The 22,666-nt window shown below is 71.1% G+C and carries 17 protein-coding genes and 4 pseudogenes; 14 read left to right on the forward strand and 7 right to left on the reverse strand.

Annotated elements, in window-relative coordinates; translation table 11 throughout:
- A complete protein-coding gene (locus QEG98_RS22890) occupies positions 1 to 408 on the reverse strand; it encodes a (deoxy)nucleoside triphosphate pyrophosphohydrolase (protein WP_090490760.1) in 408 nt (135 codons plus the stop codon).
- A gap of 267 nt (positions 409 to 675) precedes the next feature.
- Here QEG98_RS22890 and QEG98_RS22895 point away from each other — a divergent pair, with 267 nt between their 5' ends.
- The 5 genes from QEG98_RS22895 to QEG98_RS22915 all read left to right on the forward strand — a co-directional run bounded on the left by QEG98_RS22895 (position 676) and on the right by QEG98_RS22915 (position 4,838).
- Positions 676 to 912, forward strand: coding sequence for a helix-turn-helix domain-containing protein (locus QEG98_RS22895; RefSeq protein ID WP_013940940.1), 237 nt, complete (start codon positions 676 to 678; stop codon positions 910 to 912).
- Positions 913 to 1,058: 146 nt separating this feature from the next.
- Positions 1,059 to 3,209, forward strand: coding sequence for a serine/threonine-protein kinase (locus QEG98_RS22900; RefSeq protein ID WP_316562813.1), 2,151 nt, complete (start codon positions 1,059 to 1,061; stop codon positions 3,207 to 3,209).
- Positions 3,101 to 4,147: a hypothetical protein gene (locus QEG98_RS22905; RefSeq protein ID WP_316562814.1), complete on the forward strand. Its 1,047-nt coding sequence runs from the start codon at positions 3,101 to 3,103 to the stop codon at positions 4,145 to 4,147. Before QEG98_RS22900 ends, QEG98_RS22905 begins: the two co-directional genes overlap by 109 nt.
- Positions 4,111 to 4,578 (forward strand): tetratricopeptide repeat protein, encoded by a 468-nt coding sequence (locus QEG98_RS22910; protein ID WP_316562815.1) that lies wholly within the window; start codon positions 4,111 to 4,113, stop codon positions 4,576 to 4,578. Before QEG98_RS22905 ends, QEG98_RS22910 begins: the two co-directional genes overlap by 37 nt.
- A gap of 8 nt (positions 4,579 to 4,586) precedes the next feature.
- Positions 4,587 to 4,838, forward strand: a complete 252-nt coding sequence (locus tag QEG98_RS22915; protein ID WP_316562816.1) for a hypothetical protein — start codon at positions 4,587 to 4,589, stop codon at positions 4,836 to 4,838.
- 451 nt (positions 4,839 to 5,289) lie between these two features.
- Here QEG98_RS22915 and QEG98_RS42075 read toward each other — a convergent pair.
- Positions 5,290 to 5,890: pseudogene (locus QEG98_RS42075) on the reverse strand (isochorismatase family protein).
- 76 nt (positions 5,891 to 5,966) lie between these two features.
- On the opposite strand from QEG98_RS42075, the gene QEG98_RS22930 reads away from it, so the two are divergent.
- The 4 genes and pseudogenes from QEG98_RS22930 to QEG98_RS22940 all read left to right on the forward strand — a co-directional run bounded on the left by QEG98_RS22930 (position 5,967) and on the right by QEG98_RS22940 (position 8,332).
- Positions 5,967 to 6,275 carry a LysR family transcriptional regulator gene (locus tag QEG98_RS22930; protein ID WP_316562819.1) on the forward strand — a complete coding sequence of 103 codons (309 nt, stop codon included), beginning with the start codon at positions 5,967 to 5,969 and terminating at the stop codon, positions 6,273 to 6,275.
- Positions 6,203 to 6,370, forward strand: a pseudogene (locus tag QEG98_RS42080) (LysR substrate-binding domain-containing protein); the annotation flags it as partial. The gene QEG98_RS22930 and the pseudogene QEG98_RS42080, both read left to right, overlap by 73 nt.
- 214 nt (positions 6,371 to 6,584) lie before the next feature.
- On the forward strand, positions 6,585 to 6,845 hold the full coding sequence (locus QEG98_RS22935; protein WP_316562820.1) for a LysR substrate-binding domain-containing protein: 261 nt from the start codon (positions 6,585 to 6,587) through the stop codon (positions 6,843 to 6,845).
- The gene (locus tag QEG98_RS22940; protein WP_316562821.1) at positions 6,842 to 8,332 is read left to right on the forward strand and encodes a serine/threonine-protein kinase; all 1,491 of its coding nucleotides are present in this window, start codon (positions 6,842 to 6,844) and stop codon (positions 8,330 to 8,332) included. Before QEG98_RS22935 ends, QEG98_RS22940 begins: the two co-directional genes overlap by 4 nt.
- On the opposite strand, the gene QEG98_RS22945 is transcribed toward QEG98_RS22940, so the two are convergent.
- From QEG98_RS22945 to QEG98_RS22955, 3 genes are read right to left on the reverse strand one after another with little or no spacing between them, the layout of a single operon-like run.
- Positions 8,232 to 9,611, reverse strand: a complete 1,380-nt coding sequence (locus QEG98_RS22945) for a sigma 54-interacting transcriptional regulator (protein WP_316562822.1) — start codon at positions 9,609 to 9,611, stop codon at positions 8,232 to 8,234. The two genes, QEG98_RS22940 and QEG98_RS22945, sit on opposite strands and share 101 nt — an antisense overlap.
- Positions 9,612 to 9,667: 56 nt before the next feature.
- Entirely contained in the window at positions 9,668 to 12,037 is a 2,370-nt protein-coding gene (locus QEG98_RS22950; RefSeq protein WP_316562823.1) for a hypothetical protein, read from the reverse strand.
- A 15-nt stretch (positions 12,038 to 12,052) separates the two neighbouring features.
- Positions 12,053 to 14,431 carry an FdhF/YdeP family oxidoreductase gene (locus QEG98_RS22955; RefSeq protein WP_316562824.1) on the reverse strand — a complete coding sequence of 793 codons (2,379 nt, stop codon included), beginning with the start codon at positions 14,429 to 14,431 and terminating at the stop codon, positions 12,053 to 12,055.
- Between the two features lie 248 nt (positions 14,432 to 14,679).
- Here QEG98_RS22955 and QEG98_RS22960 point away from each other — a divergent pair, with 248 nt between their 5' ends.
- The 5 genes and pseudogenes from QEG98_RS22960 (at position 14,680) to QEG98_RS22980 (ending at position 20,641) form a co-directional block, all read left to right on the forward strand.
- Positions 14,680 to 15,897: a BON domain-containing protein gene (locus QEG98_RS22960; RefSeq protein ID WP_316562825.1), complete on the forward strand. Its 1,218-nt coding sequence runs from the start codon at positions 14,680 to 14,682 to the stop codon at positions 15,895 to 15,897.
- Positions 15,898 to 16,005: 108 nt separating this feature from the next.
- Positions 16,006 to 17,661: a urocanate hydratase gene (hutU, locus tag QEG98_RS22965; RefSeq protein WP_316562826.1), complete on the forward strand. Its 1,656-nt coding sequence runs from the start codon at positions 16,006 to 16,008 to the stop codon at positions 17,659 to 17,661.
- A gap of 2 nt (positions 17,662 to 17,663) precedes the next feature.
- A complete protein-coding gene (locus QEG98_RS22970; RefSeq protein WP_316562827.1) occupies positions 17,664 to 18,419 on the forward strand; it encodes a hypothetical protein in 756 nt (251 codons plus the stop codon).
- Positions 18,420 to 18,422: 3 nt separating this feature from the next.
- Positions 18,423 to 19,687: pseudogene (gene hutI, locus QEG98_RS22975) on the forward strand (imidazolonepropionase).
- 90 nt (positions 19,688 to 19,777) lie between these two features.
- The gene (locus tag QEG98_RS22980; protein ID WP_316562828.1) at positions 19,778 to 20,641 is read left to right on the forward strand and encodes a class II glutamine amidotransferase; all 864 of its coding nucleotides are present in this window, start codon (positions 19,778 to 19,780) and stop codon (positions 20,639 to 20,641) included.
- A gap of 5 nt (positions 20,642 to 20,646) precedes the next feature.
- Here the strand turns inward: QEG98_RS22980 and tsaE are convergent, their stop codons facing one another.
- Together tsaE and QEG98_RS22990 are read right to left on the reverse strand one after the other, a co-directional pair.
- Positions 20,647 to 21,132, reverse strand: coding sequence for a tRNA (adenosine(37)-N6)-threonylcarbamoyltransferase complex ATPase subunit type 1 TsaE (gene tsaE, locus QEG98_RS22985; RefSeq protein ID WP_141592567.1), 486 nt, complete (start codon positions 21,130 to 21,132; stop codon positions 20,647 to 20,649).
- Positions 21,129 to 22,663: pseudogene (locus QEG98_RS22990) on the reverse strand (NAD(P)H-hydrate dehydratase). The gene tsaE and the pseudogene QEG98_RS22990 overlap by 4 nt, the downstream one beginning before the upstream one ends.
- Positions 22,664 to 22,666: the final 3 nt, after the last annotated feature.

Genomic DNA, 22,666 nt, shown 5'->3' on the forward strand with positions numbered 1-22,666 from the left:
TCAGCTGTCCAGGTCGAGCAGCTTCGCCAACGTCTTGGCATCCGCGTCCGGGAAGCGGTACGCGGACATCTCCTCCAGCGTCACCCAGCGGTGGTCATGCACGCGCAGGTGTTGGATTTCCTCCGTCGGCCGCGAGAGCCGGCAGTGGAAGACGCGGAAGTCGATGTCGTAGTTGGGGTACTCGTGGTGGGTGTGCATGGCCTGACCCAGCACGTCCACCTCCACGCCCGTCTCTTCCTGGATTTCCCGGGCAAGGGCCTCGGCGTCCTCTTCACCCTCCTCCACGCGCCCGCCGGGGAACTCCCACAGCAGGGGCAGTGACGCGGTGGGGGGGCGCTGGGTGATGAGGTAGCGCCCCTGCTCATTCTGGAGCATCGCACCGACGACACGGACCTGACGGCGGGCCATTCGCTTCTCCTCTTTCTGGCGGGGACACCGGGGGGAGGGGCGAACTAACACACCCCCCGCCCGGCGCCAATGCCGCAACCCCAGTCGCCCAGCCTGCGCACGTCCGGACAACCTGGCCACCCTCCCCCTGGGCCACACAGTCGCCGCGGACGCCCGGGAGGCTTGCCCCGGCCGCCCGCCCCCGGGCAATGTTCGGGTCCGTGCGCCAGCGCACCGGCATGTGGTGAATTGGATGACGGGAACGCGAGAAGGCGTCATGCTCGGCCCATGACGACGAGTCGTAGGGAAAGGGCCGAGGTGCTCGGAGCGGCACTGAAGGCCGCCCGCCAGCAGGCGGGGCTCGGCATGGAGGAGGTCGCCGAGCAACTGGAAATCCCCGTGGAAGTGCTCGCTCGGGTGGAACGAGGGGTGATGGTGCCGACCATTCCTACCCTGACGCGCCTGTGTGTGATTCTGAAGCTGGACCCGGATGTGCTGCCCGAGCTGCCGGAGATGAGTGACTGACGTCCGGGCGTGGCCGTCCAAGCTCACGGCCCCGAGCTCCCACGCCCATGCGCTGCCCCACCTGCCATCGCCGCGTGGCCGAGCGCTGTCCTCGCCACGGCCCGGTCGAAGCGCGTGCCCCAGGCTCCTTGCCGGAGCCTCCGGATGTGGCGGGCTATGTCCTGGGAGCGCCCTTGGGGCGCGGTGGGTTTGGACGGGTGTTCGCCGCGCGGCGTGAGGTGGATGGGCTGGACGTCGCGCTGAAGGTGCTGGAACCGCTCGCGGGCGAACGGCTGGGGCGGGAGTTGGAGGCCCTGCGCCGCATCGGTCCCCCTGCGGTGCCCCAGTTGCTGGGCGAGGCATCGACCCGCGCCGGTGAGCGGGTGATCATCATGGAGCGCATCGACGGGCCCACCCTGGCCCGGAGGCTCGCGGGCCTGCCCGGGGCCGGCGCCCTGCCGTGGACCGAGGGCGTCCCGCTGATGCGCGCGCTGGCGGAGGCGCTGGCCCGGGTCCATGCCGCGGGCGTCGTGCACCGGGACCTCAAGCCGGAGAACGTCGTCCTGGCCGAGGGGCGGCTCGTGCTGCTGGACTTCGGGCTCGCGCGGCTGACGGCGCGAGCTGACCGGGAAGCGCCCGCGCCGGGCGTCACGCGCACGGGCCAGCGGCTGGGGACCCACGAGTACATGGCCCCCGAGCAGTGCCGGGACGCGCGGTCCATCGACGCGCGGGCGGACCTGTATGGGCTTGGGGTCATGTTCTTCGAGCTGCTCTGTGCACGGCCGCCCTTCTTGGGCGAGGCATCCGCGGTGCTCCAAGCGCATGTCTCGCGGAGGCCTCCAGCGCTGAGGACGCTCGCGCCGTGGCCGGTGCCCGAAGTGGTGGAGGTGCTGATCCAGCGGCTGTTGGCCAAGGCGCCCGAGGACCGGGTCCGCAGTGCGCAGGCGTTGGTGGATGAGCTGAGAGGGATTCAAGACGCGAGCCTGGATACGGACGCGCCGCCACGTCCTGTCTCCGCCGCCGACGACGCGCGCCGCTCGACAGTCCCGGCAGCTCGGCCGGACCGCGCCCCATCGACCGCGCCCCCGCCCGGCGCGAACCGCGCCACACAAGAGGTGGCCTTGCTCGGCGTGAAGTCTTCACGGGCTGCGCCGTCCTTGCAGGCCCACCTCGCGGGCTGCGGCGCCATGCTCACACGCGTGGAGCCGGGGCTGGCCCTGTTCGCGTTCCCCCATGCTCCGTCCGTGGAGGCAGGTCTGCGCACCGCGCATCGCGCCGCGGAACTGTTGAAAGACGTCCTGCCCTCGGATGCAGCGATGGCGCTCCACTGCGCACCGGTGCGCATCCGAGAGCGCGCGGGACGGCTGACTCTGGGCGGCAACGCGGTGGAGCGCCCCGAGCGCTGGTGGCCCGCCTCTGCCTCCGCCAACACCGCCGAGTTCCTCGCCCTGACAGCCAGCGCCCGGGCGCACCTGGGGGATGCCCCCGCGAGCACCGCGCCCGCTTCCGCGCCGACGCCTCCCGACCTCCTCCTGGGCCGGGACACCGAGCGGTCCTGGTTGTACGAGGCCCTGACGCGCGCCCAGACACAGCGGTCGCCCGTCCTTCGCGGCCTCCTGGCGGAGGAAGGCCTGGGCAAGACGTGCCTGCTCACGGCGTGGCGTAGCGAGCTGGCGGCCACGCCCGGCATCGCCGTGCGCTTCGTCGAAGCGCTTCCGGACGAGGGCAGCGCGAGCGAGAGCGGCCTCCGAGGCCTCATCAACACCCTGCTCGAACTGCCCGCGCACACGCCCTCGGACGAGGCGCTGCGGCGGCTGCTCACGGACGCATGCCCATCGGTGGACGTGACCACCGTGCATCCGGCGGCGCGCCGGCAACTCGTGGCCCGTGCCATCGCTTCGCACCTGTGGCGGATGGCGGCCTCACAGCCCCTGGTCCTGCTCGTCGATGACGCGCACACGCTGGACCCCACGGCCCTCGACGCCCTTGAGCTGGCAACCCTCTCCGGAGACGGCGCCCCGTTGTGCGTGGTGCTCGCGGGCCGGCATCGCCTGCTGGGCCTGCGGCCCTACCTGGGAGAGCGCGCGCGGGACTTCGACCAGCGAGAGCTCGCGCCCCTGGAGGAGCAGGACGCGCGCGAGCTGCTCCGGCAGCTCCTGCGTCCGGTGGACCTGATTGCCGAAGGGGTGCTGCGGGAGCTGGTGGAGCGGTGTGGTGGCTCGCCCTTGCGCATGCAGGAGACGGTGCGAGCCTCCGCGGCGCGGGCGCCATCCGCACCCGCCCGGACGGCGGCGGCTACCTCGCGGCGGACGCGCTGAACGGACTGGCGCCCGACCGGCCGGGCGCGGATGAACGGCTCGCGGAGCGGAGCCTCGCGGCCCTGCCGCCAGGGCTGCGCGACCTGCTCCAGGTCGCGGCGCTCCTGGGGGACGATGTGCGCCTGGAGGAACTCTCCGCCACCCTCGCGCACCTGGACTCGGACGCGGCCCTGGACCTGTCGCTGGACCCGGGCGTGGCGCTGGAGCGGCTGGCACGCGTGGGCATGCTGGAACCCCGAGGGCCCCGGCGTTGGCGCTTCGAACACACCACCCTGCGCGAAGCGTTCAGCGCCCTGCTGTCTCCACCCTTGAAGCGGAGAATCTGCGCGGCGGCCCTGCGAGCCCTGCCCGACACGCCCACCGCGCGCCGGGCGCGGCTGGCCGAATCCGCCGGGGACTTCCTCCAGGCCACCGCCCTCCATTGGAGCCTGGCCGAGTCCGCGCGCCGCGCGCACCGGCTCCTGGAGGCGGAGCGGCACTATTCGGCCGCCTTGTCCCTGGTATCCCGCGAGGACGAAGCCGTCCGGCTGGAGCTCCTGTCGGGCCGAGGCCGCGTGCGCTACCGCCTCCAGCGCATCGACGACGCCGTGGAGGACCTGCGCGCCGCCCGGATGCTCGCGGCGTCCCACCGGGACGTGGTGCACGAAGCGGACCTGTTGCTGGAGGAAGCCACCGCGCTGGACTGGCAGGACGACACAGCGGGCTCCACCGCGCTGCTGGAGCAAGCCCTGCACTGCTTGAAGGACGCGGTCCCCGCCGAGCTGGCCGCGCGCCATGCCCTGGCCCAGGCCCGCGTCTACGTGCGGCGGGAGGACCTCACCGGCGCCGTGCCCGCGCTGGAGCGCGCCGTGGCGGCCGCCGGTCCGGAGAGGACTCGGAGACCGAAGCCATTGCCCTGGCCATGCTGGGCGCGATGCTGGCGTGGACCGACCGGCTGAACGAAGCCTCCAGCCGCTTCGACGAAGCCATCGCCCTGTGCGAGGCCACTGGCGACACCCTGCACCTGGGCGTGGCCCTCAACAACCGGATGGTGTTGCACGTCCAGCGCCGGGACGTGGCGGGCGCTCGCGCGGACCTGGAGCGCGCGGTGTCCCTGGGGCGCGAGCTGGGCAACGTGCAGATTGAACGGACGTCCGCGTTCAACCTCGCGTTGCTGCTCGGCTATCAAGGCCGCGCCGTGGAGGCGCTCCCCTGGCGCGGCGGGCCGGCGTGCTCAGCCAACGCTTCTTCCCCCGCTCCATGGCCCAGGACGCGCTGCTGGTGGCGCGCCTGTGCTGCGAGTTGGGCGACCTGCCAGAAGTGGCTCGGCAGCTCGATTGGCTCGAGGAACCGGACACGCGGGCGAGGCTGTCTCCCCCAGACGCGCTGATGCTGGCCGTGGTCCGGCGCGTCGTGAACGAGGCCCGGGACGCCCTCCCCTACGCCGCGGACGCCTGGGCCCACCTGGTGGACGAGTCGCGGCGGGTGGCCACGCCCGACGAGCGGCTGGAGATTCTCGTCTGGGCGGCCCGGGCGGCCCGCGCGGCCGGAGACACGGCGACACTGCGGGCACGGGTGACGGAAGTCGAGGAGACCGCCCACGATGCTCCGCTGTGGATGAACCGTGTGCGCGCGCTGGTGGCCCCGTAAGGGGCGCCAGAAGTCCGAGACAAATCCCGGGCGTTTCGGCCAGATGACCGGGCGTCAATACGCGCTGTGCTCGGCTCGGCCGCCACCGCGCCCGTTCCCAATCGTGCTCAACCTTCGCGGCGCTCCCTGGGGCCCAGCTCAATCAACCGCGATATCGTCACGCAGTTCCTTGCGCGACTGCGTACCGTGGTTGACCGCTTCCATGTGGGTACCCATCACCGTGGCTCCCGGCGCGGCCGAGCAGGCGCGTGCCATTAAAGCCCGTGTCCTCGGTCAGTACACGCACGTCGGTGAAGCCGTCCTGGCGAATGCCCTCAGCATCGTCTTTGTCCTGCCCGAAGATCGGCATGTCCCTGGGCAGGCATTGCCTGGCGGCGTCGTCCCAATCATCCAGGTGCGTGTGCGTGACGATGAGCGCGTCCGCCCTTCATCTGGCCGGCGCTCCAACCGCTTACGTCCAGGCCGTGCTGTCGTTCACCACCACGGCGAACATGTCGGCCAGAGCCGCGAGCGCGTTGCGCTGTAGCTCGGACGCTGACACCACGCCGCCCATGGGGACAGGCAGGTCGCGCGTCGCCGTCGCCGCGGCGACCACCGTGTTGCGGTAACCGAGGTCGAGGGCCGCGCGCGCCGTGGCCGAGATACACATGTGCGTCATGAAGCCGGCGATGATGAGCTCCTCGCGGCCGGTCGCCGCGATGCGCGCGTGCAGGTCGGTGCCGGCGAAGGAGTTCGGCAGGCCCTTGGTCACCACTGCCTCGCCCTGCATGGGGGCCACAGCGGGGATGATGGCGCTGCCGGCCCTGTGGGTCGAAAATCGGGCCGCCAACGGCGCCGTGATGCACGATGTGAAAGACCGGCACGCCGCGACTGCGGGCCAGCGCGAGCAAGCGGGCGGTCTCCACTACCGCGGCGTCGATGCCGGCCAGCGGCAGGTTGCCGCGGGACGTGTATTCCTGCTGAGCGTCGACGATGACGAGCGCCGCGCGGTCGAACGGAGAAGGATGGGTCGGCGCGCCGGCCATGGAGAGAAGGGTGCGAGGGGCAGTCATGAGCGTCTCCTGAAGGGTTGATGTCCCCGCTGATTATCCCGTGCACGTTCGCTCAGACATTCGTTATCGTCGCGCAATGGCTGTGCAAAAACGGTCAAGCATCCTGGACTGGGAAGATCTGCGTGTCTTCGTGGCGCTGGCGCGGGCGGGCAGCCTGTCGGCGGCGGCGCGGATGTTGAAAGTCAGCCATGCCACGGTCGGCCGCCGGATGGCCGCGCTGGAGGAGACGCTCGGCCGCTCGCTGTTCGATCGGCGCGCCGACGGCTACGTGCTCACCGCCGAGGAGAGGCCGTGCTGGACCTGGCCGCGGGGATGGATGAGCGCGCGCTCGCCATCCTGCGCCGCGCGGGCCAGGAGGTCGGGCTCACAGGCACGGTGCGGCTGACCGCTACAGAGGCCCTGGCCGAGCGCATCATCGTCCCGTGCCTGGCGGAGTTTCATCTCCGCCATCCTGGCATCGACCTGGAGGTGCTGATCGACTCGCGTTCGCTCAGCCTCGCCAAGCGTGAAGCCGACGTGGCCGTCCGTCTCGCGCGGCCGAAGGCGGGGAACTGGTCACCCGGCGCCTCGCGTCCCTCGGTTACGGCGTCTACGGGGCGCCGGCGGGGACACGTCCGCCTGGGTCGGCTTCGTCGATTCCTACGCGCACCTGCCCGAAGCACAGTGGCTCGCCCGGCACGCGGCCGGCGAACGGGTGGTGCTGCGTGCCAACACGATTCCGGCGCAGGTCGCAGCGGCGCGGGCGGGCCTGGGCAAGGTGCTACTGCCGCGCTGGTACGCCGAGGAGGAGGGCGGCCTCATCGTCCTGCCCGCTCCCGCCGCGCTCCCCGTGCGCGAGGCGTGGCTCGTGGTGCACCGAGACCTGAGGGACGTGCCCCGGGTGCGTGCCCTCATCGAAGCGGTGGTCGCTGCGTTCGAGGTGAGGCGGGAGCGCCTCGGACCGGGCGGAACATGAAGGACGTGTGTGCCCAGCAGGAGCCGCATGTCGCGGACACGAAGGGACATCCCATGGCCGGTGGGCCCCCAGACAATGACGTCGTATCCCTGTACGAAGACGCGTTGGAAGCCGGAGCGCTGGTGGGCGACTGGGTCATCGAGTCGCGCGTCCATGCGGGCGTGACGGCCTGGCTCTATCGCGCGTCACACCTGTCCACGCGCGCCCCCGCGGCGCTCAAGGTGGTGCGAACCGAGTTCAACCACGTCACCAGCGTGCTTCGCCGGTTCCAGCAGGAAGCGGACACGCTTCGAGCCCTGCGCCATCCCCACATCGTGGAGGTGCTCGACCAGGGCGGCCTTCGCGACGGGCGCCCCTGGCTGGCCATGGAGTGGCTGGAGGGCGAAAGCGTGGACCAGTGGCTGGCGCGCCGGGGGCCTTTCTCCCTTGAGGAGGCCCTCACGGTGATGCAGGAGCTGGGCGCCGCGCTGCACTTCGCGCATGGCCACGGCATCCTGCACCGGGACCTCAAGGCCCAGAACGTGATGGTCCTCCCCCGAGGGGACGGCTTCACGGTGAAGTTGGTGGACTTCGGCATTGCCCGGGTGGAGCCCCCGGAGGGTCTCACCGGATTGACGACCGGCGGCGCGGTGCTGGGCACGCCCGTGTCGATGGCCCCCGAGCAGATTCGCGGACAGGCCGTGGACGCGCGCACCGACCTCTATGCGCTGGGGGTGCTCCTCTACCAGTTGCTCACGGGCGCCCTGCCCTTCCAAGGCTCGAGCGCGGTGGAGGTCGAAGAGCAACACCTGCACGCGCCGCCGCCCCACCTGGGTGAGCGGATGCAGGCGCCGCCCGCGCTGGACGCCGTGGTGCAGCGGTGCCTCGCGAAGGCGCCCGAGGACCGCTGGCCGGATGTGCCCTCCTTCCTCAACGCTCTGCGCGCGACATGGGTGCCCGTCCCGGAAGGAGCGTGGGCCGCGGCCGTCTACGTGGACCTCCGCTTCCCGGACTCCCTGGACGAACCATCCGATGCGGCGCTGGATGCCAGGGACGCCGCGATGGACGCAGCCCTCACCGAACTGAAGTCCCAAGGTTGGGCGCTCGCCATGGGAGGTGGCAACGCCGTGCTCGCGTGGCGGCGACTGCCCCCACCTCCGAGGCCCGGAGGGCCCCTTGGAGGACGCGCGCCTCCTGGCGGATTCGCTGCTGCGGCACGCGTGCGAGGCCGCCGCAGGCACGGGCGTGGAGGTCCGCGTCTACGTCCACGCGGCCCCGTGCGAGTTGGAGCCGGACGCCCAGGGCCAGCCGAGGTTGTCGGGCGGCCCGCTGCTGCGCCTGGAGTCCTGGGCCACGGGCGGCGAAGCGGGCGCGGCCCACCTCACGGACGCATTCGCACGCCGCTGACTACGTCCGCAGCCGGTGCCGGCGCAGCAGCCGATACAGGTACACGCGGTCCATGTCAGCGGCGGTGGCGGCCTGGGACACCTTGCCCCCATGCAGCTTGAGGAGCGCGTCCAGGTATTCGCGCTCGAAGACCTCCAGCGCTCGGCGCCGGGCCTCCGCGTAGGGCTGCTTCGGGTCCACCAGGCTGCGAAGCACCGCCTGCGAGCTCACCTCATCCGCATCCGGTGGCATGGCGTCCTGGAAGACGAGGCAGCGCTCCAGGTGGTTGCGCAGCTCGCGCACGTTCCCCGGCCACGCGGCGTGCTGGAGCTGCGCGATGAACTCCGGCGTGCTCAGCGCCGCGAGCTGCTCGGGCCCGGCGCCGAAGGCCGTGAGGATTCGCTCCGCGATGAGAGGAATGTCCTCCGGACGCTCACGCAGCGCGGGGATGATGATGCGCACGACCGCGAGGCGGAAGAACAGGTCGGAGCGGAAGCGGGCCGCGTTCACCTCGGCGCGCAAGTCGCGATGCGTGGCGGCGATGACGCGCACGTTGACGGGCTGGTATCCGTTGGCGCCCAGCCGGCGAATCTCCTTGTTCTCCAGGACCCGCAGCAGCTTCGGCTGCAGCTCCGCGGGGAGCTCGCCAATCTCGTCCAGGAAGATGGTGCCGCCATCCGCCTCCTCGAAGGCACCGACGCGGCGCTGGATGGCGCCGGTGAAGGCGCCCTTCTCGTGACCGAACAGCTCGCTCTCCAGCAGGTTGCCGGGAATGGCGCCGCAGTCCACGGTGAGGAAGGGCCCCGAGGCCCGGGCGCTGGCCTGATGGATGGCGAAGGCCGCGCGGCTCTTGCCCGTGCCCGTCTCGCCCTCCAGCAACACCGTCGCGTCGCTCGCGGCGGCACGCTCCATGAGGGCGAAGCTGGCGCGCGTCACGGGGGACGAACCCACCAGCTCTCCGAACGTCGGGCGGTCGGAGATGAGCAGTCGGTTCGTCTCCGGACTGAAGTCGAACCGGACGCTCACCCGGCCCAGGCGCAGGATGCTGCCGCTACGAAGGTACGCGTCGCGCACATGGACGCCGTCGAGCACGGTGCCGTTGCGGCTGTCCAAGTCCCTCAGGCGAGCACCGTCGTGGTCGACCTTCACCTCGCAGTGGAAGCGCGAGACAGTGGGCTCCTCGATGACGAAGTCATTGAGCCCGTGCGAGCCGATGGAGAACGTGTCCGCGTTGGAGTCCTTGGACTGCCCCGGCTGCGGCCCCTCCACGACGGTGAAGCGGAAGCGGCGGACAGCGCCTGTGCTCCCCGGCCTTCCCGTGCCCGTGGGCCGCGTCTGCTGGACGGAATCAGGCCCTTCGGTTGGACGGCCCGCCCCCTGGGGTCGCTCGGTGTGACTCATAAGCGCGTGACGCTATCACCGAGGACACCGCGCCAGCGTGGCCGTGGCCACTTGACCTACCGGAGCCCCCATTCGACGACGAAGTCCGGGCCGTCCTTCGCGCTGGACAGGCGGGCAAGCGACTCCGGCCGCTCGTCCCCCGTCCACAGACCGACGACGTCGCCCAACAGCCAGTGGGACAGCGAGCGCGCCACGCGTTGCACCCCGTCGCGCGTAACGCCGGACAGCGAGCGCTGGGACTCCATCAACGCGCGCACCGTGCGCGACGGGACCACCCAGCACTCGGCCCGGGGAAATGGCGGCGCCAGGAACAGGCAGAACGCGGCATCGGTCCGCAGCAACTGCGCGTCCAGGTGCTCCCGGCCCAGCCGGAAGGCGGGCAGCCATTGGCCTTCTCCGCGCTGTTCGAGCTTCACCACCTGCACGGACACCACGCGCCGCGTGCGCAGGAAGTCGCCCACCGCCACGTCGAGGACGAAGGCCACCTCTACGCCCGGACGTGCCGTCCCCGGAGGCGGTGCGACGAAGGCCACCTCCACGTCGGAAGGCACCGCCCCCACGGGCTCCACAGGCGGAGCGGCGGCGGCAGGAGCGCCCTCGCCGTCCTCCGGACCAGGCATTGGCACTGGCACTGGCTCACGACGCCGGACCGTCATCTCCAGCGGCGCGGGCTGTCCCTGCGACATCAGCGCGGCCACGTCCGCCTTCACCCGCTCCAGCTCGGCGCGCAGCGCCTCGAGCAGGTCCGCCGCCAGCGTCTCGGTGTCCTCGCGGAAGCGCTCCGGGTAGCGCGAGGAGAACTCCGCCTCCACACGGCCGAAGGCGCCCAGCAGCAGCTCCTCCAGGTCCCGGTCCCGCAGCCACGTCCGGCCGCCGAGCGGCACCGCGCGCGTCACATGCAGGTGCCGCAGCGCCTCCGTCAACGTCGCGGGTCCCGAGGCCTGCGTGGGCTCCACGGGAGTCCCTGGCTTGCCCTTCCCTGGCGGCCCCTGGAACCAGGACTGGAGCGTCCGGACGCGCAGGCGGACGCGCGACGACGGGTGCTCCTTCAGCCGCTTCACCTGGCGCCGGTCGGTCGCGGTGCGGACCAGCGCCAGCACCGTGAGCTCCGCCTCGGATGACGCGGCATCCGGCGCGCACCAGAGGAAGAACTCGATGGCCGCCTTGCGCAGCACGGGCTTGCGCCCCACGCGGTCGGCGACTTCCTGACGCCACGCCGCCAGCTCGTCCAGACCGGGCCGCACAGCCCCGGGCATGAAGCGAGGCCACAGCTCGGCGCATTCTTCCGCCAGCCAGTGGAGCTGTTCGAATCCCGGCGCCCCCGGCTTGAGCTTCGACAGCGCGCGCTTGCGGCGGTCGAAAGCATCTGGCGCGCCCTTGCGCACAGAGGCGCGGAACAGCCGCTCCTCCAGCCACAGCAGCGTGAGCACCAAGCCCGGCTCGCCCTTGCGCAGCGTGGCCTGGCAGTGGTCGAGCACGAAGCGCACGGGGCCCAGGTCCGCCGAGGCATCGAAGTCGCCGTTCACCAGCGCGCCCAGCGCCCCGCGCAGGCCGTCCACCGGTGGCGCATCGAAGCGCGCCAGCAGCTCGCACAGGTTCTCCACCACTTCGGGAGGACCGCCGACCTCCAGCGTGCGCGAGAGCAACAGCCCTGCCCGAGCGCACCAGTCCGGCTCCTTGCGTCCACCGGGGTAGCACGCCAGGAAGCCGCTCATGCCGCTGCGGCCCTCCGGCGACGTCGCCAGCGAGAAGAGCCGCTCGGCGAGGACTTCCGAGGCCTCCCGCCACGGCAGCCGCGAGGCCCGTGTCCGGATGAACTCCGCCAACCGGTCGCGCCCGTCCGCCGCCGTCGCGGGCATCAGCGCGCGCAGTTGCTCCAACAGCGCGACGGACTTCGCGCCGGTGCCCAGCACCTGCCGCAGGTCCACCTCCACCGCGCCATGGAAGCGCAGGGCCCGGCCGTCGAAGGTACACGGCGCGTCGCCGACGAGAGACTGGAGCGCGTCCGGGTGCCGCTTCAGGATGCGCGTCAGCACCGTGGTGACGGTGGCCTCCGTCTCACGCCGCACCCGCGCGGCCGTGTCCGCGTCCCCTGCTTCGAGCAACGCCGTCAGCATCGACTCCTGCCGCGCCATCAAGCGCGGCAGCAGGTCCCGGGGCGGCGCGGCGTAGGGCCACAGCAGCTCGCTACACGAGGAGAGCAGGAACAGCAGCTCGGCCGGAGTCCGCTCACCCGCGTCCAGCCGGCTCCACGCCGCCGCCTGCGCCAGGGTGCGCTCGTCCAGTGTGGCGCCTTTCACCCAGCTCGCGAAGGACTCGCGCCACTGGGTGGACGCGGCCACGGCCTCCGCCGCGGGCGTCCCCGTCACCGTCTCATAGAGGGGCCGGAGCGACTCGGGCCACCCGGTTTCACCGGCGGGGTGCATGCTCTCTCACGCGCCTCATGCCACCGCGCCAGCGGGCAGGGCCCGCGATTCTCCGGCCGGAGTGATGCTGATGACCACCGACTTCGACGTGGGCGTGCGGCTCTTCTCCGCGAAGCTGTTCACGGGAACGAGGACGTTGGCCTCGGGGAAGTAGGTGGCCGCGCACCTGCGCGGAATGTTGTACGGCACCACGCGGAAGCCACGCGCCAGCCGCGTCTCGCCTTCGAAGTGGCTCCGCAGGTCGACAAGCTGGTCCGCCGCCAGCCCCTGCGCCTTCATGTCGGCGGGATGCAGCAACACCACCCGGCGGCCATTGCGGATGCCGCGGTAGCGGTCATCCAGCCCGTACACCGTGGTGTTGAACTGGTCATGCGTGCGAATCGTCATCATCAGGAGCTGTCCTGGCTCCAGGGCAATGGGCTGTAGCGCATGCACCGTGAAGTGCGCCTTGCCACTCTTCGTGGTGAAGCGTCCCTCGCGCGGACCGTTCGGCAGCGCGAAGCCGCCCGGCTCCCGCACGCGGCGATTGAAGTCGTCGAAGCCGGGGATGACGCGCGAAATCTGCTCCCGGATGCGGTCGTAGTCCTCCACCAGCGACAGCCAGGGCACGCGAGTGCGCGCCCCCAACACCGCCGTCGCCAGCCGGGCGACGATGACGGGTTCGCTGAGCAGGTGCTCCGACGCGGGCGCCACCGAGCCCCGCGAAGACGACACCACGCCCATGGAGTTCTCCACGGTGACGAACTGGGCCCCGCCGGCCTGCACGTCGCGCTCGGTGCGGCCCAGGCACGGCAGGATGAGCGCCCGCCGTCCGTGGACCAGGTGCGAGCGGTTGAGCTTGGTGGACACGTGGACGGTGAGGCGCGTGCGGCGCAGGGCCTCGGCGGTGAACTCCGTGTCCGGCGTGGCGGAGAGGAAGTTGCCACCGAGCGCGAAGAACACCTTCACCCGGCCGTCGTGCATGGCGTGCAGCGTGTCCACCACATCCATGCCGTGGTGCCGCGGCGGCTCGAACCCGAACTCCCGGGACAGCGCCGTCAACAGGGCCTCGGGCGGCTTCTCCCAGATGCCCATGGTGCGGTCGCCCTGCACGTTGCTGTGACCGCGCACCGGGCACAGGCCCGCGCCCGGCTTGCCGATACCGCCGCGCAGCAGCGTCAGGTTGACGATTTCCTGAATGCACGCCACGCCGTTGCGGTGCTGCGTCAGCCCCATGGCCCAGCAGAAGATGGTGCGCTCGGAGCGCGCGAGGATGTCCGCCGCCGCGAGCACCTGCGCGCGCGGCACCCCACTCCCCTCCTCCACGTCCTCCCACTTCACCGCGCGCATGTGGGCCGCGTAGGCCTCGAAGCCGAGCGTCTTGTCGTCGATGAAGCCCTTGGCCACCACCGAGCCGGGGTTCGCGTCCTCCATCTCGAACAGCGCCTTGGCGATGCCCTGCAACAGCGCGGCGTCGCCGTTGATGCGGACCTGAACGAACAGGGAGTTGAGGGCCGTTCCGGGCCCGATGAGGTGCAGCACGTCCTGCGGGTGCTTGAAGCGGTTGAGCCCCGTTTCCGGCAGCGGGTTGATGCTGACAATCTGGCAGCCCCGTCGCGCGGCGGCCTCGAGCGACGACAACATGCGCGGATGGTTCGTCCCCGGGTTCTGCCCGATGACGAAGATGGCATCCGCTTTGTCGAAGTCCTCCAGCGTGACAGTGCCCTTGCCAATGCCCACCGTCTCGTTGAGCGCGGAGCCGCTCGACTCGTGGCACATGTTCGAGCAGTCCGGCAGGTTGTTGGTGCCGAACTGCCGCACGAAAAGCTGGTAGAGGAACGCCGCCTCGTTGCTGGTACGCCCGGAGGTGTAGAAACTCGCGGCGTCTGGCGTGTCGAGCGCGTTCAGCTCCTCGGCCACCAGCGCGAAGGCTTCGTCCCAGGACAGGGGCTCGTAGTGCGTGGCGCCTTCGCGGAGCACCATCGGGTGCGTCAGCCGGCCCTGCTTGCCCAGCCAATGGTCCGTCTGGAGGGCGAGGTCCACCACGCTCCATCGACGGAAGAACTCCGGCGTCGCCCGCGCGGACATGGCCTCTTCCGCCACCGCCTTGGCGCCGTTCTCACAGAACTCCGCCATGGAGCGGTGTCCCGGGTCGGGCCACGCGCAGCCGGGGCAGTCGAAGCCCTCCTTCTGGTTCACCTTGAGCAGCAGCTTCGTCCCGCGCACCACGTCCATTTCACCGTAGACGTGCCGAAGGGCGGAGATGACGGCGGGGATGCCGCCCGCCACCGTCGCGACGGGCCCCACGGAGGGGCCGCGGGCCTCCTCGGGAGGCTGGGCGCAGGGCGTTGCCTTCGTGAGCGCGGACGACGCTCGCGCGCCGTGCCCCTGTGCGTTCCGGCTCCCGTCGTCCATGGCACTCCCTCCAGGCATCGCGCGGCTGGCTGGCTGGCCGGTCGCGGCTGTGGACTCTACCGCGCTCTGGCCGCGCGGGAATGCTCATGGAACGACGGGCGCCTCCCCCGGCATACAGCGGCCACTCCGGGGCCCCCATGCCCGGCCGAGCCTCTGGCGGGGCCTGCCTGCGTTGCCAGCAGCGCTCTCGGTCCAGAACGTCAGGAGACAGGCCCTGGGCGAACGCTCAACGAGAGGAGGCCATCCAGATGAACGGCAGGCGCGATGACGACCGGCGATGGGGAGACAGGGAGCGGGAGCAGCGGTCCTCGAGGGGCTGGGAGGACGAACACACCCATCCGAGGGACACCTGGGCCCGCGCCCCCGCCAGGGATGATGAGCGCGTTTACGAACGCGGCTCCGAACGCAGGAGCGACTTCGAGCAGGACGACGCCGGCGCCGAGCGACGACGGGGCGGTCCGCACCGGGGCCACCATCGCCGAGGCGGTTGGGCCTCCGAGGATGAGGCGTTTCCACGCTCCTTCGACAGCGAGCGACACTTCCGGGACGCGGCGAGGGACCGGGACACACGCGATTACCAACAAGACGTGGACTTCGGACGCGCCGCGCGCGCCCTGGACCAGGGCCGGGAGTATGGCCGCGACTTCGACCTGGACCGGGAGCTGGACCGCCGCGCCCGGCACTTCGACCCGGAGCGCATCGCCAGACGGCCCGGCTACAGCCCCAGCGGCACGTTCCGCGAAGTCGCGGAGGACTGGCGCCTGGAGCCTCCCTATCTCGGCGTCCTGGAGGACGTGGGGACGGAGGGAGGACGCCGGGGCGGGCATGAGATGCCAGAGCGCCGGGGGCACGGCGGGAGGCGTCATGGCCACCGAGGCGCCGACGACGCCCACGAGCGCCGCCGACGGGAAGCGGGCGGCATGGACCGGGGCCGGCCCTGGCGCGCCGCCGGCCACATGGCTGAAACGGATGTCCGCTATGGGGGCACACAGCCCGCGGGCCATGGCCCCGGTGTGGAGAACATGGCGCCACCGTGGGATGGGTACTCCACCAGTCCGTCACGGCCGGACGACCACGACCTGGGCCAAGGTGGCTTCTCGGGTGGGCGCTACCGGCCCGAAGGCCCTGTGAGGGCTCCTCCCCGGGGACGCGCGCCGCGAGGCTACCGGCGCTCCAGCGAGCGAATCCTTGCGGACCTCTGCGACCGGCTGATGCAGAGCTGGGTGGACGCCGAGGACGTGGACATCCGCGTGCGGGACGGCGTGGTGCTGCTGGCCGGCGTGGTGCGCAGCCAGGATGAACGGCACGCGACGGAAGCGCTCGCCCGGGACGTGCTGGGAGTGAAGGAGGTCATCAACGACATTCGCATCGACCGCGAGGGCGGCGTCGTGGACCGGCCCGCGTCACGCAGCCCCGTCCAGACTCCGGGCATGGACGCCTCCGACGACGACACGCTGCATTCGTGAGGCGGCGGACGCGACGCGGCGCGACGCGGACATCGCGGTGGCCCGGAAGCACCCCGGTTCAGGTAGTGTGCCGGGCCTTTCCGTCCGCCACACGCTAGGAGTCCGTTCATGTCCCGCGTCATCCGCGCCCCCCACGGTTCCACCCTGTCCTGCAAGGGCTGGGTCCAGGAGGCCGCGCTCCGGATGTTGATGAACAACCTCGACCCGGACGTCGCCGAGCGCCCCGAGGACCTCGTCGTCTACGGCGGCACCGGCAAGGCCGCCCGCGACTGGCCCTCCTTCGACCGCATCGTGTCGAGCCTCCAGAACCTGGGCGACGATGAGACCCTGCTCGTCCAGTCCGGCAAGCCCGTGGGCATCTTCCGCACGCACCCGGACGCGCCGCGCGTGCTCATCGCCAACTCCAACCTCGTGGGCCGCTGGGCCAACTGGGAGCACTTCCACGAGCTGGAGAAGAAGGGCCTGATGATGTACGGCCAGATGACCGCAGGCTCGTGGATCTACATCGGCACGCAGGGCATCCTCCAGGGCACCTACGAGACCTTCGCCGCCGCCGGCCGCTTCCACTTCGGCACCGACGACCTGGTGGGCCGCCTCATCCTCTCCGGCGGTCTGGGTGGCATGGGTGGCGCGCAGCCGCTGGCCGCCACCATGAACAACGCGGTTTTCCTCGGCGTGGAGATCGACCCCACGCGCGCTCGCCGCCGCGTGGAGACGCGCTACCTGGACGTCGTCGCCAAGGACCTGGATGAAGCGCTGGCCCTGGTGAAGGACGCCCAGGAGAAGCGCGTGGGCCGCTCCATCGCCGTCATCGGCAACGCGGCGTCGGTGTTCCGCGAGCTGTACCGCCGCGGCATCAAGCCGGACCTCGTCACGGACCAGACGAGCGCCCATGACCCGCTCAACGGCTACATCCCCACGGACCTGTCGCTGGAGGCCGCCGCCGAGCTGCGCCAGCGGGATCCGGAGACGTACGTCCGCCGCGCGCGCGAGTCGATGATGATGCACGTGCAGGCGATGAACGACTTCCAGAAGGCCGGCAGCCACGTCTTCGACTACGGCAACAACCTGCGCGGCCAGGCGGAGCTGGGCGGCATGGAGAACGCCTTCGAGTTCCCCGGCTTCGTCCCCGCCTACATCCGTCCCCTCTTCTGCGAAGGCATGGGGCCCTTCCGCTGGGTGGCGCTCTCCGGTGACCCGGAGGACATCCGCATCACCGACCGCGTGGTGCGCGAGCTGTTCCCCCAGAAGGCCTCGCTCCAGCGCTGGCTGAACATGGCCGAGGAGCGCGTGGCGTTCCAGGGCCTGCCCTCGCGCATCTGCTGGCTGGGGTATGGCGAGCGCGCCAAGGCGGGCCTCGCGTTCAACGAACTGGTGCGCAAGGGCGAGGTGAAGGCGCCCATCGTCATCGGCCGGGACCACCTGGACTGCGGCTCGGTGGCGTCGCCCAACCGCGAGACGGAGGCGATGAAGGACGGCACGGACGCGGTGGCGGACTGGCCCATCCTCAACGCGCTGGTGAACGCGGTGAACGGCGCCTCGTGGGTGTCCTTCCACCACGGCGGCGGCGTGGGCATGGGCTACTCGCTGCATGCCGGTCAGGTCATCGTCGCGGACGGAACGCCGGAGGCCGCGCGCCGCATCGAGCGCGTGCTCACCAGCGACCCCGGCATGGGCGTGCTGCGCCACGCGGACGCGGGCTACCCGGAGGCCATCGAGGTGGCGAAAGAGCGCGGCGTGAAGATTCCCGGCATCACCACCTGAAGATGAAGCAGGAGGCCGCAGTGAAGCGCTTATGCGCGGCAGGGGTCGGACTGTGGGGCGCCGCCGTCGTGGGATTGGCGGGGTGCGCCCCCACGGCGATGGGCCCCATGGTGATGCGGATGGGGCCTGGGGCGCCGGACCGCAACGTCATGCAGGTCGGCATGCGCTCCGGCCCCCGGCTGAGCGCGCCCATCGCGGGGACGCAGGCCGGCGTCGGAACGGGAAACAGCTTTCGGGGAAACGAGTCGAGCTTCTCCACGCAGCAGTGGGGCGTGGCGTTCGACGCGGCCCTGACGGTGCCCGTGTCCGAGCGGCTGCATCTGCACACCGGGCTTCAGGGCGAGTTCCTCCTGCCCATCCCGCTGCCCGGGTACGGGCTGTACGCCGGGGCCTCGTACTACGTGGGCTCGGAGCGGCTGGGCCTGGCCCCGGCGTTGTCGCTGCGAGGCGCCAGCGATTTCGGGCTGGGCACCCCGCGCGGCGGGCCGGGCACCATCTTCGGCGCGGAGGTGTCGTGCGCGCTCACGATGCAGCCGGAGAAGAACGTGTCCATTGGCCTGGTGCCCTTCGCGTCGTGGCACACGGTGGCGTCGCACGGGCGCAACGAGCAAGCGTTGTATTACGGCGGCGTGGTGGCGGCGCGCGTCTCCTGGGGCGGAAAGAACGACTTCGAGCTGTCGGGCGGATTCGGCCGCGCGAAGGTTGGCAAGGGTGTGAGCTGGAACGTGCCCATCATGGGCGCACGCGGAGGACGTTGAGCCATGGACGTGCTGGACCTGCTGGTGCGCAACACCTCCGAAGTGCTGACGGTGGCAGGCTCGCACCGCGAGCGCGCGGAGGACGCCCTCACCCCACGCCCGGGTGCGGTGGTGGGCGTGCGTGAAGGACGCATCGCCTACGTGGGCCCCGAGGCCGGCCTCCCGACGGGCGCGGTGGGCCCTGGCACCGAGGTGGTGGACGCCCAGGGTGGCTTCGTGGGCCCCGGCTTCGTGGACCCCCACACGCACCTCGTCTTCGCCGGTGAGCGCTCGGCGGAGTTCGACCTGCGCAACCAGGGCGCCACCTACCTGGAGATTGCCAAGGCGGGCGGTGGCATCGCCGGCACGGTGCGGGCCACGCGGGCCGCGAGCGAGGAGGAGCTGGTGCGGCTCGCCCTCCCCGCACGAAGCGCCTGTTGGAGCAGGGCGTCACGACGGCGGAGGTGAAGAGCGGCTACGGGCTCGACCTGGCGACGGAGCTGAAGATGCTGCGCGCGGTGCGGCGCCTCGGGGAGCTGACGCCGCTGGAGCTGGTCCCCACGCTGCTGTGCGCGCACGCCGTGCCGGAGGAGTACCGCGGCAAGCGCGAGGACTACGTGCGGCTGTGCATCGAGGAGATTCTTCCCGCCGTCGCGCGCGAGGGGCTGGCGCGCTTCTGTGACGTTTTCGTGGAAGACAGCGCCTTCACCGTGGACGAGGCGCGCCGCATCTTGAGCGCGGGCCGGGCACTCGGGATGGTGCCGCGGCTGCATGCGGACCAACTCACCGCGTGTGGAGCCTCCGAGCTCGCCGCGGAGCTGGGGGCCGCCACGGCGGACCACCTGGAGCAGGTGACGGACGAGGGACTCAAGGCGCTGGCGGACGCCAACGTCACGGCGGTGCTCGTTCCCACCTCCACGCTGTTCCTGCGCATGCGGCCCTACGCGCCTGGACGCCGCATCCGCGATGCGGGGCTCAACGTCGCTTTGGGCACCAACGTCAACCCCGGTTCCGCCATGAGTGAAAACACAGCACTGGCGCTGGGACTTGCGTGTCTGGAAAACGGGCTTACTGCGGCAGAGGCGTATTGGGGAGCCACCCGTGGCGCGGCCGTGTCCTTGGGGCTGCAACAGCATGGAAGGCTGACCGTAGGTGACGCGGGCGACCTGGTGGTCTTCAGCTGTGCTTCGTACCGCCACCTGCCCTACCATCTAGGGGTAGCGCACGCGCGAGTGGTCGTGAAGGCCGGACGCATCGCTGTCCGGCAGCAGATGGAAGGTTGCGCGTGAACCGGCGTCGCAGAGACACAGCGGCTCCGAGTGGATAAAGACGGAACGACATCCGTCTGGGCCGGACGTTAAGAATATTCGTTGCTAGCCATGTGCCGACTCTTTGGATTCCGTTCAGCGATTCCCGCCGCGGTGCACCCTTCGTTGGTGACGGAGAAGAACTCGCTCCTCATCCAGTCGCGCGAGCACAAGGATGGATGGGGCATCGCGGCCTACGGCGCCGAGCAGGCGCCGGTGGTGGCGCACGGTGTGGGGCCCGCGCACAGCGACCCGGACTTCGAGCGGGTGAGCAGCCGGGTGTCCTCCCACACGGTGGTGGCGCACATCCGCCTGGCCTCGGTGGGCGCGGTGGAGCTGCGCAACTCGCACCCCTTCCTGCATGGCCGCTGGTCGTTCGTGCATAACGGCACGCTGCGGGAGTTCGCGCAGCACCGGGCTGCCGTGGAAGCGCTCATCTGCCCGAGCCTGCGAACGAACATCCGGGGCACCACGGACAGCGAGCGGTGCTTCTACCTGTTCCTCACCCGCTTGGGTGCCCGCCATCCGATTGACCGGAAGGTCCCCGTGGAGGCCGTGGCGCGCGCGCTGGCGGAGACGATGTCGTTGGTGGCCGCCATCACGGATGCCGCGGGACAGGATGGCCGCTCGGCGATGAACTTCCTCGTGTCCGACGGCGAGTTGATGGTGGCCTCGCGGCGCAACCGAACGCTGTTCGTGTCCACGGGCCCGTCGCGCGACGACGTGTCGACGCTGCCGGCGCCAGGGACGAAGCTGGAGCAGCTCGTCGTGGCCAGTGAGTCGCTGTGTGGCGGGCCGTACTGGGCACCGGTGGCCGAGGAGGACGTCATCGGCGTGGACGCGAACCTCGTGTTCCACCACTGGCGCGTGCCGGAGCTCGCGGGCCCGGACCTCTTCCCCGCCGTGAAGCCGGCCGCGTCCCCCATCGTGGCCTGAGGGCGTCAGCCCATCCACGCGTCAAGCAACGCCGCGGGCCGTACGCCAAACGCCTCCGCCGTCAGCTCGCGTGCCTCGCCGCCCGCGTGCTTCAGCGTGACGCGCAGGTAGTCACGCGGCGCGGCCTGCGGAATCTTGTCCAGCCACTCCACCAGCATCGCGCTCTCGGTGCCTTCCAGGTCCAGGAAGCCCGTGGCGTACAAGTCGTCGTAGTCCGTCAGCCGGTACAGGTCCGCGTGGTACAGCGGGATGCGTCCCGAATACGGATACACAATCGCGAACGTGGGGCTCGCCACCTCGGAGCGAGGAACGTTCGCCCCGTCCGCCACTCCGCGCACCAGGTGCGTCTTTCCCGCGCCCAGGTCGCCAATCAGCCCCACGAAGTCGCCGGGCTCCAGCAACTCACCCAGGCGCACACCCAACCGGTGCGTCTCCTCGGGAGACTCCAGCCGTACCGTCCGCACACGCGCAGCCGACGCTTCCGTGCTCATCGTTCCCACCGCAGCCACACCTCGCACAGCCCCTGCTCCACGATGTCCCCTGCAACCAATCCCAGTTGCCCGCGCTTCGCCGCCGCCAAATTCCCAGCGAGCCCGTGCGCGTACACCGCCGTCCAGATGGCCGAGGGCACTGGAAACGACTGAGCCAGGAACGCGCCACAAATCCCGGACAGGACATCCCCCGAGCCCCCCGTCGCCATTCCTGGGTTGCCCGTGGTGTTGAGGTACACGCGCCCGTCCGCGTCGCTCGTCAGCGTCCGGTCTCCCTTCAGCACGAGCGTCACCTTCAAGCCCACGGAGAACTGCCGCGCCACGTCCAGCCGGTGTGCTTGGACTTCCTTCGTGGACGTGCCCGTCAGCCGGGCCATCTCTCCCGGGTGCGGCGTCATCACCACCGGCCCCTTCGCCCGGCGCAACACCGACAGGTCCGTGGCCACCGCATTGAGCGCGTCCGCGTCCAACACCGCGGGCACCTCCACGCGCGACAACAGCTCGCCAATCAGCGCCCCCGTCTCCGGGCCCCGAGGAATCCCCGGCCCGATGACGAGCGCATCCTTCCCCTCCGCCGCTGCCACCAGCGCGTCCAGGTCACCCATGCCCAGCGGCCCAGAAGCCTCCAGCGGGATGCCCATGATTTCCGCTGAATGCGCCTGGATGGTGTCCAGCGCATCCGCGCGAGCGGCCACTGTCACGAGCCCCGCCCCGGAGCGCAGCGCCGCCTTCGCCACCAGCGCCGCGGCCCCCGTCTTTCCCCGGCTGCCCGCCACCACCAGCACGTGGCCAAAGGTCCCCTTGTGGGAGTCCGCCTTCCGCGCCGGCAATGTGCGGCGTGCGTCCGGCTCCTCCACCACGAAGAGCTCGGGACCGGAGACCTCGTTCGAGGACTCGCCCCCATGCCGATGTCCACCCGGTGCACGCGGCCACACAGCGAGGCCCCTGGCTCCAGCACCTGCCCCGGCTTGAGGAAGCCAAACGCCACGGTGGCATCCGCCTCCACACACGGCGAGAAAGCCGCTCCGGTGTCGCTCTGAAGCCCGGACGGCACATCCGCCGCCACGACCTTGGCCCCTGCTGCTCGCCAGCCGCGAATCGCCGACACGGCGTCCGCGAAGGCCCCCGCGGGCGCACGACTCAAGCCCGTGCCAAAGAGCGCGTCCACCACCACGTCACCGCGCCTGGCCGGCTCCACGGCCTCCAGCGTGCGCGGCGTCACACCGAAGCCCTTCACTGCCTCCACGTTCCGGCGCGCCTCGGGCGTCAGCTTCGCGGCGTCGCCCACCATCACCACCGACACGCAGGCGCCGCCCTCCCGGAGGAAGCGCGCGGCCACCAACCCGTCCCCTCCATTGTTGCCCGGTCCACACACCACCACGAAGCGCCCACCCGAGCCGATGAGCCCCCGAGCCACCTCCGCGAGCCCCCGCCCGGCATTCTCCATCAGCAACGCGGAGGGCATGCCGTGGCGGGCTTCGGCGGCCTGCTCGGCCTGACGCATCTGGGCGGCGGTGAGGACGCGCAACATGGC

Source organism: Myxococcus sp. MxC21-1, from assembly GCF_032612255.1.
Lineage (GTDB): Bacteria > Myxococcota > Myxococcia > Myxococcales > Myxococcaceae > Myxococcus > Myxococcus virescens.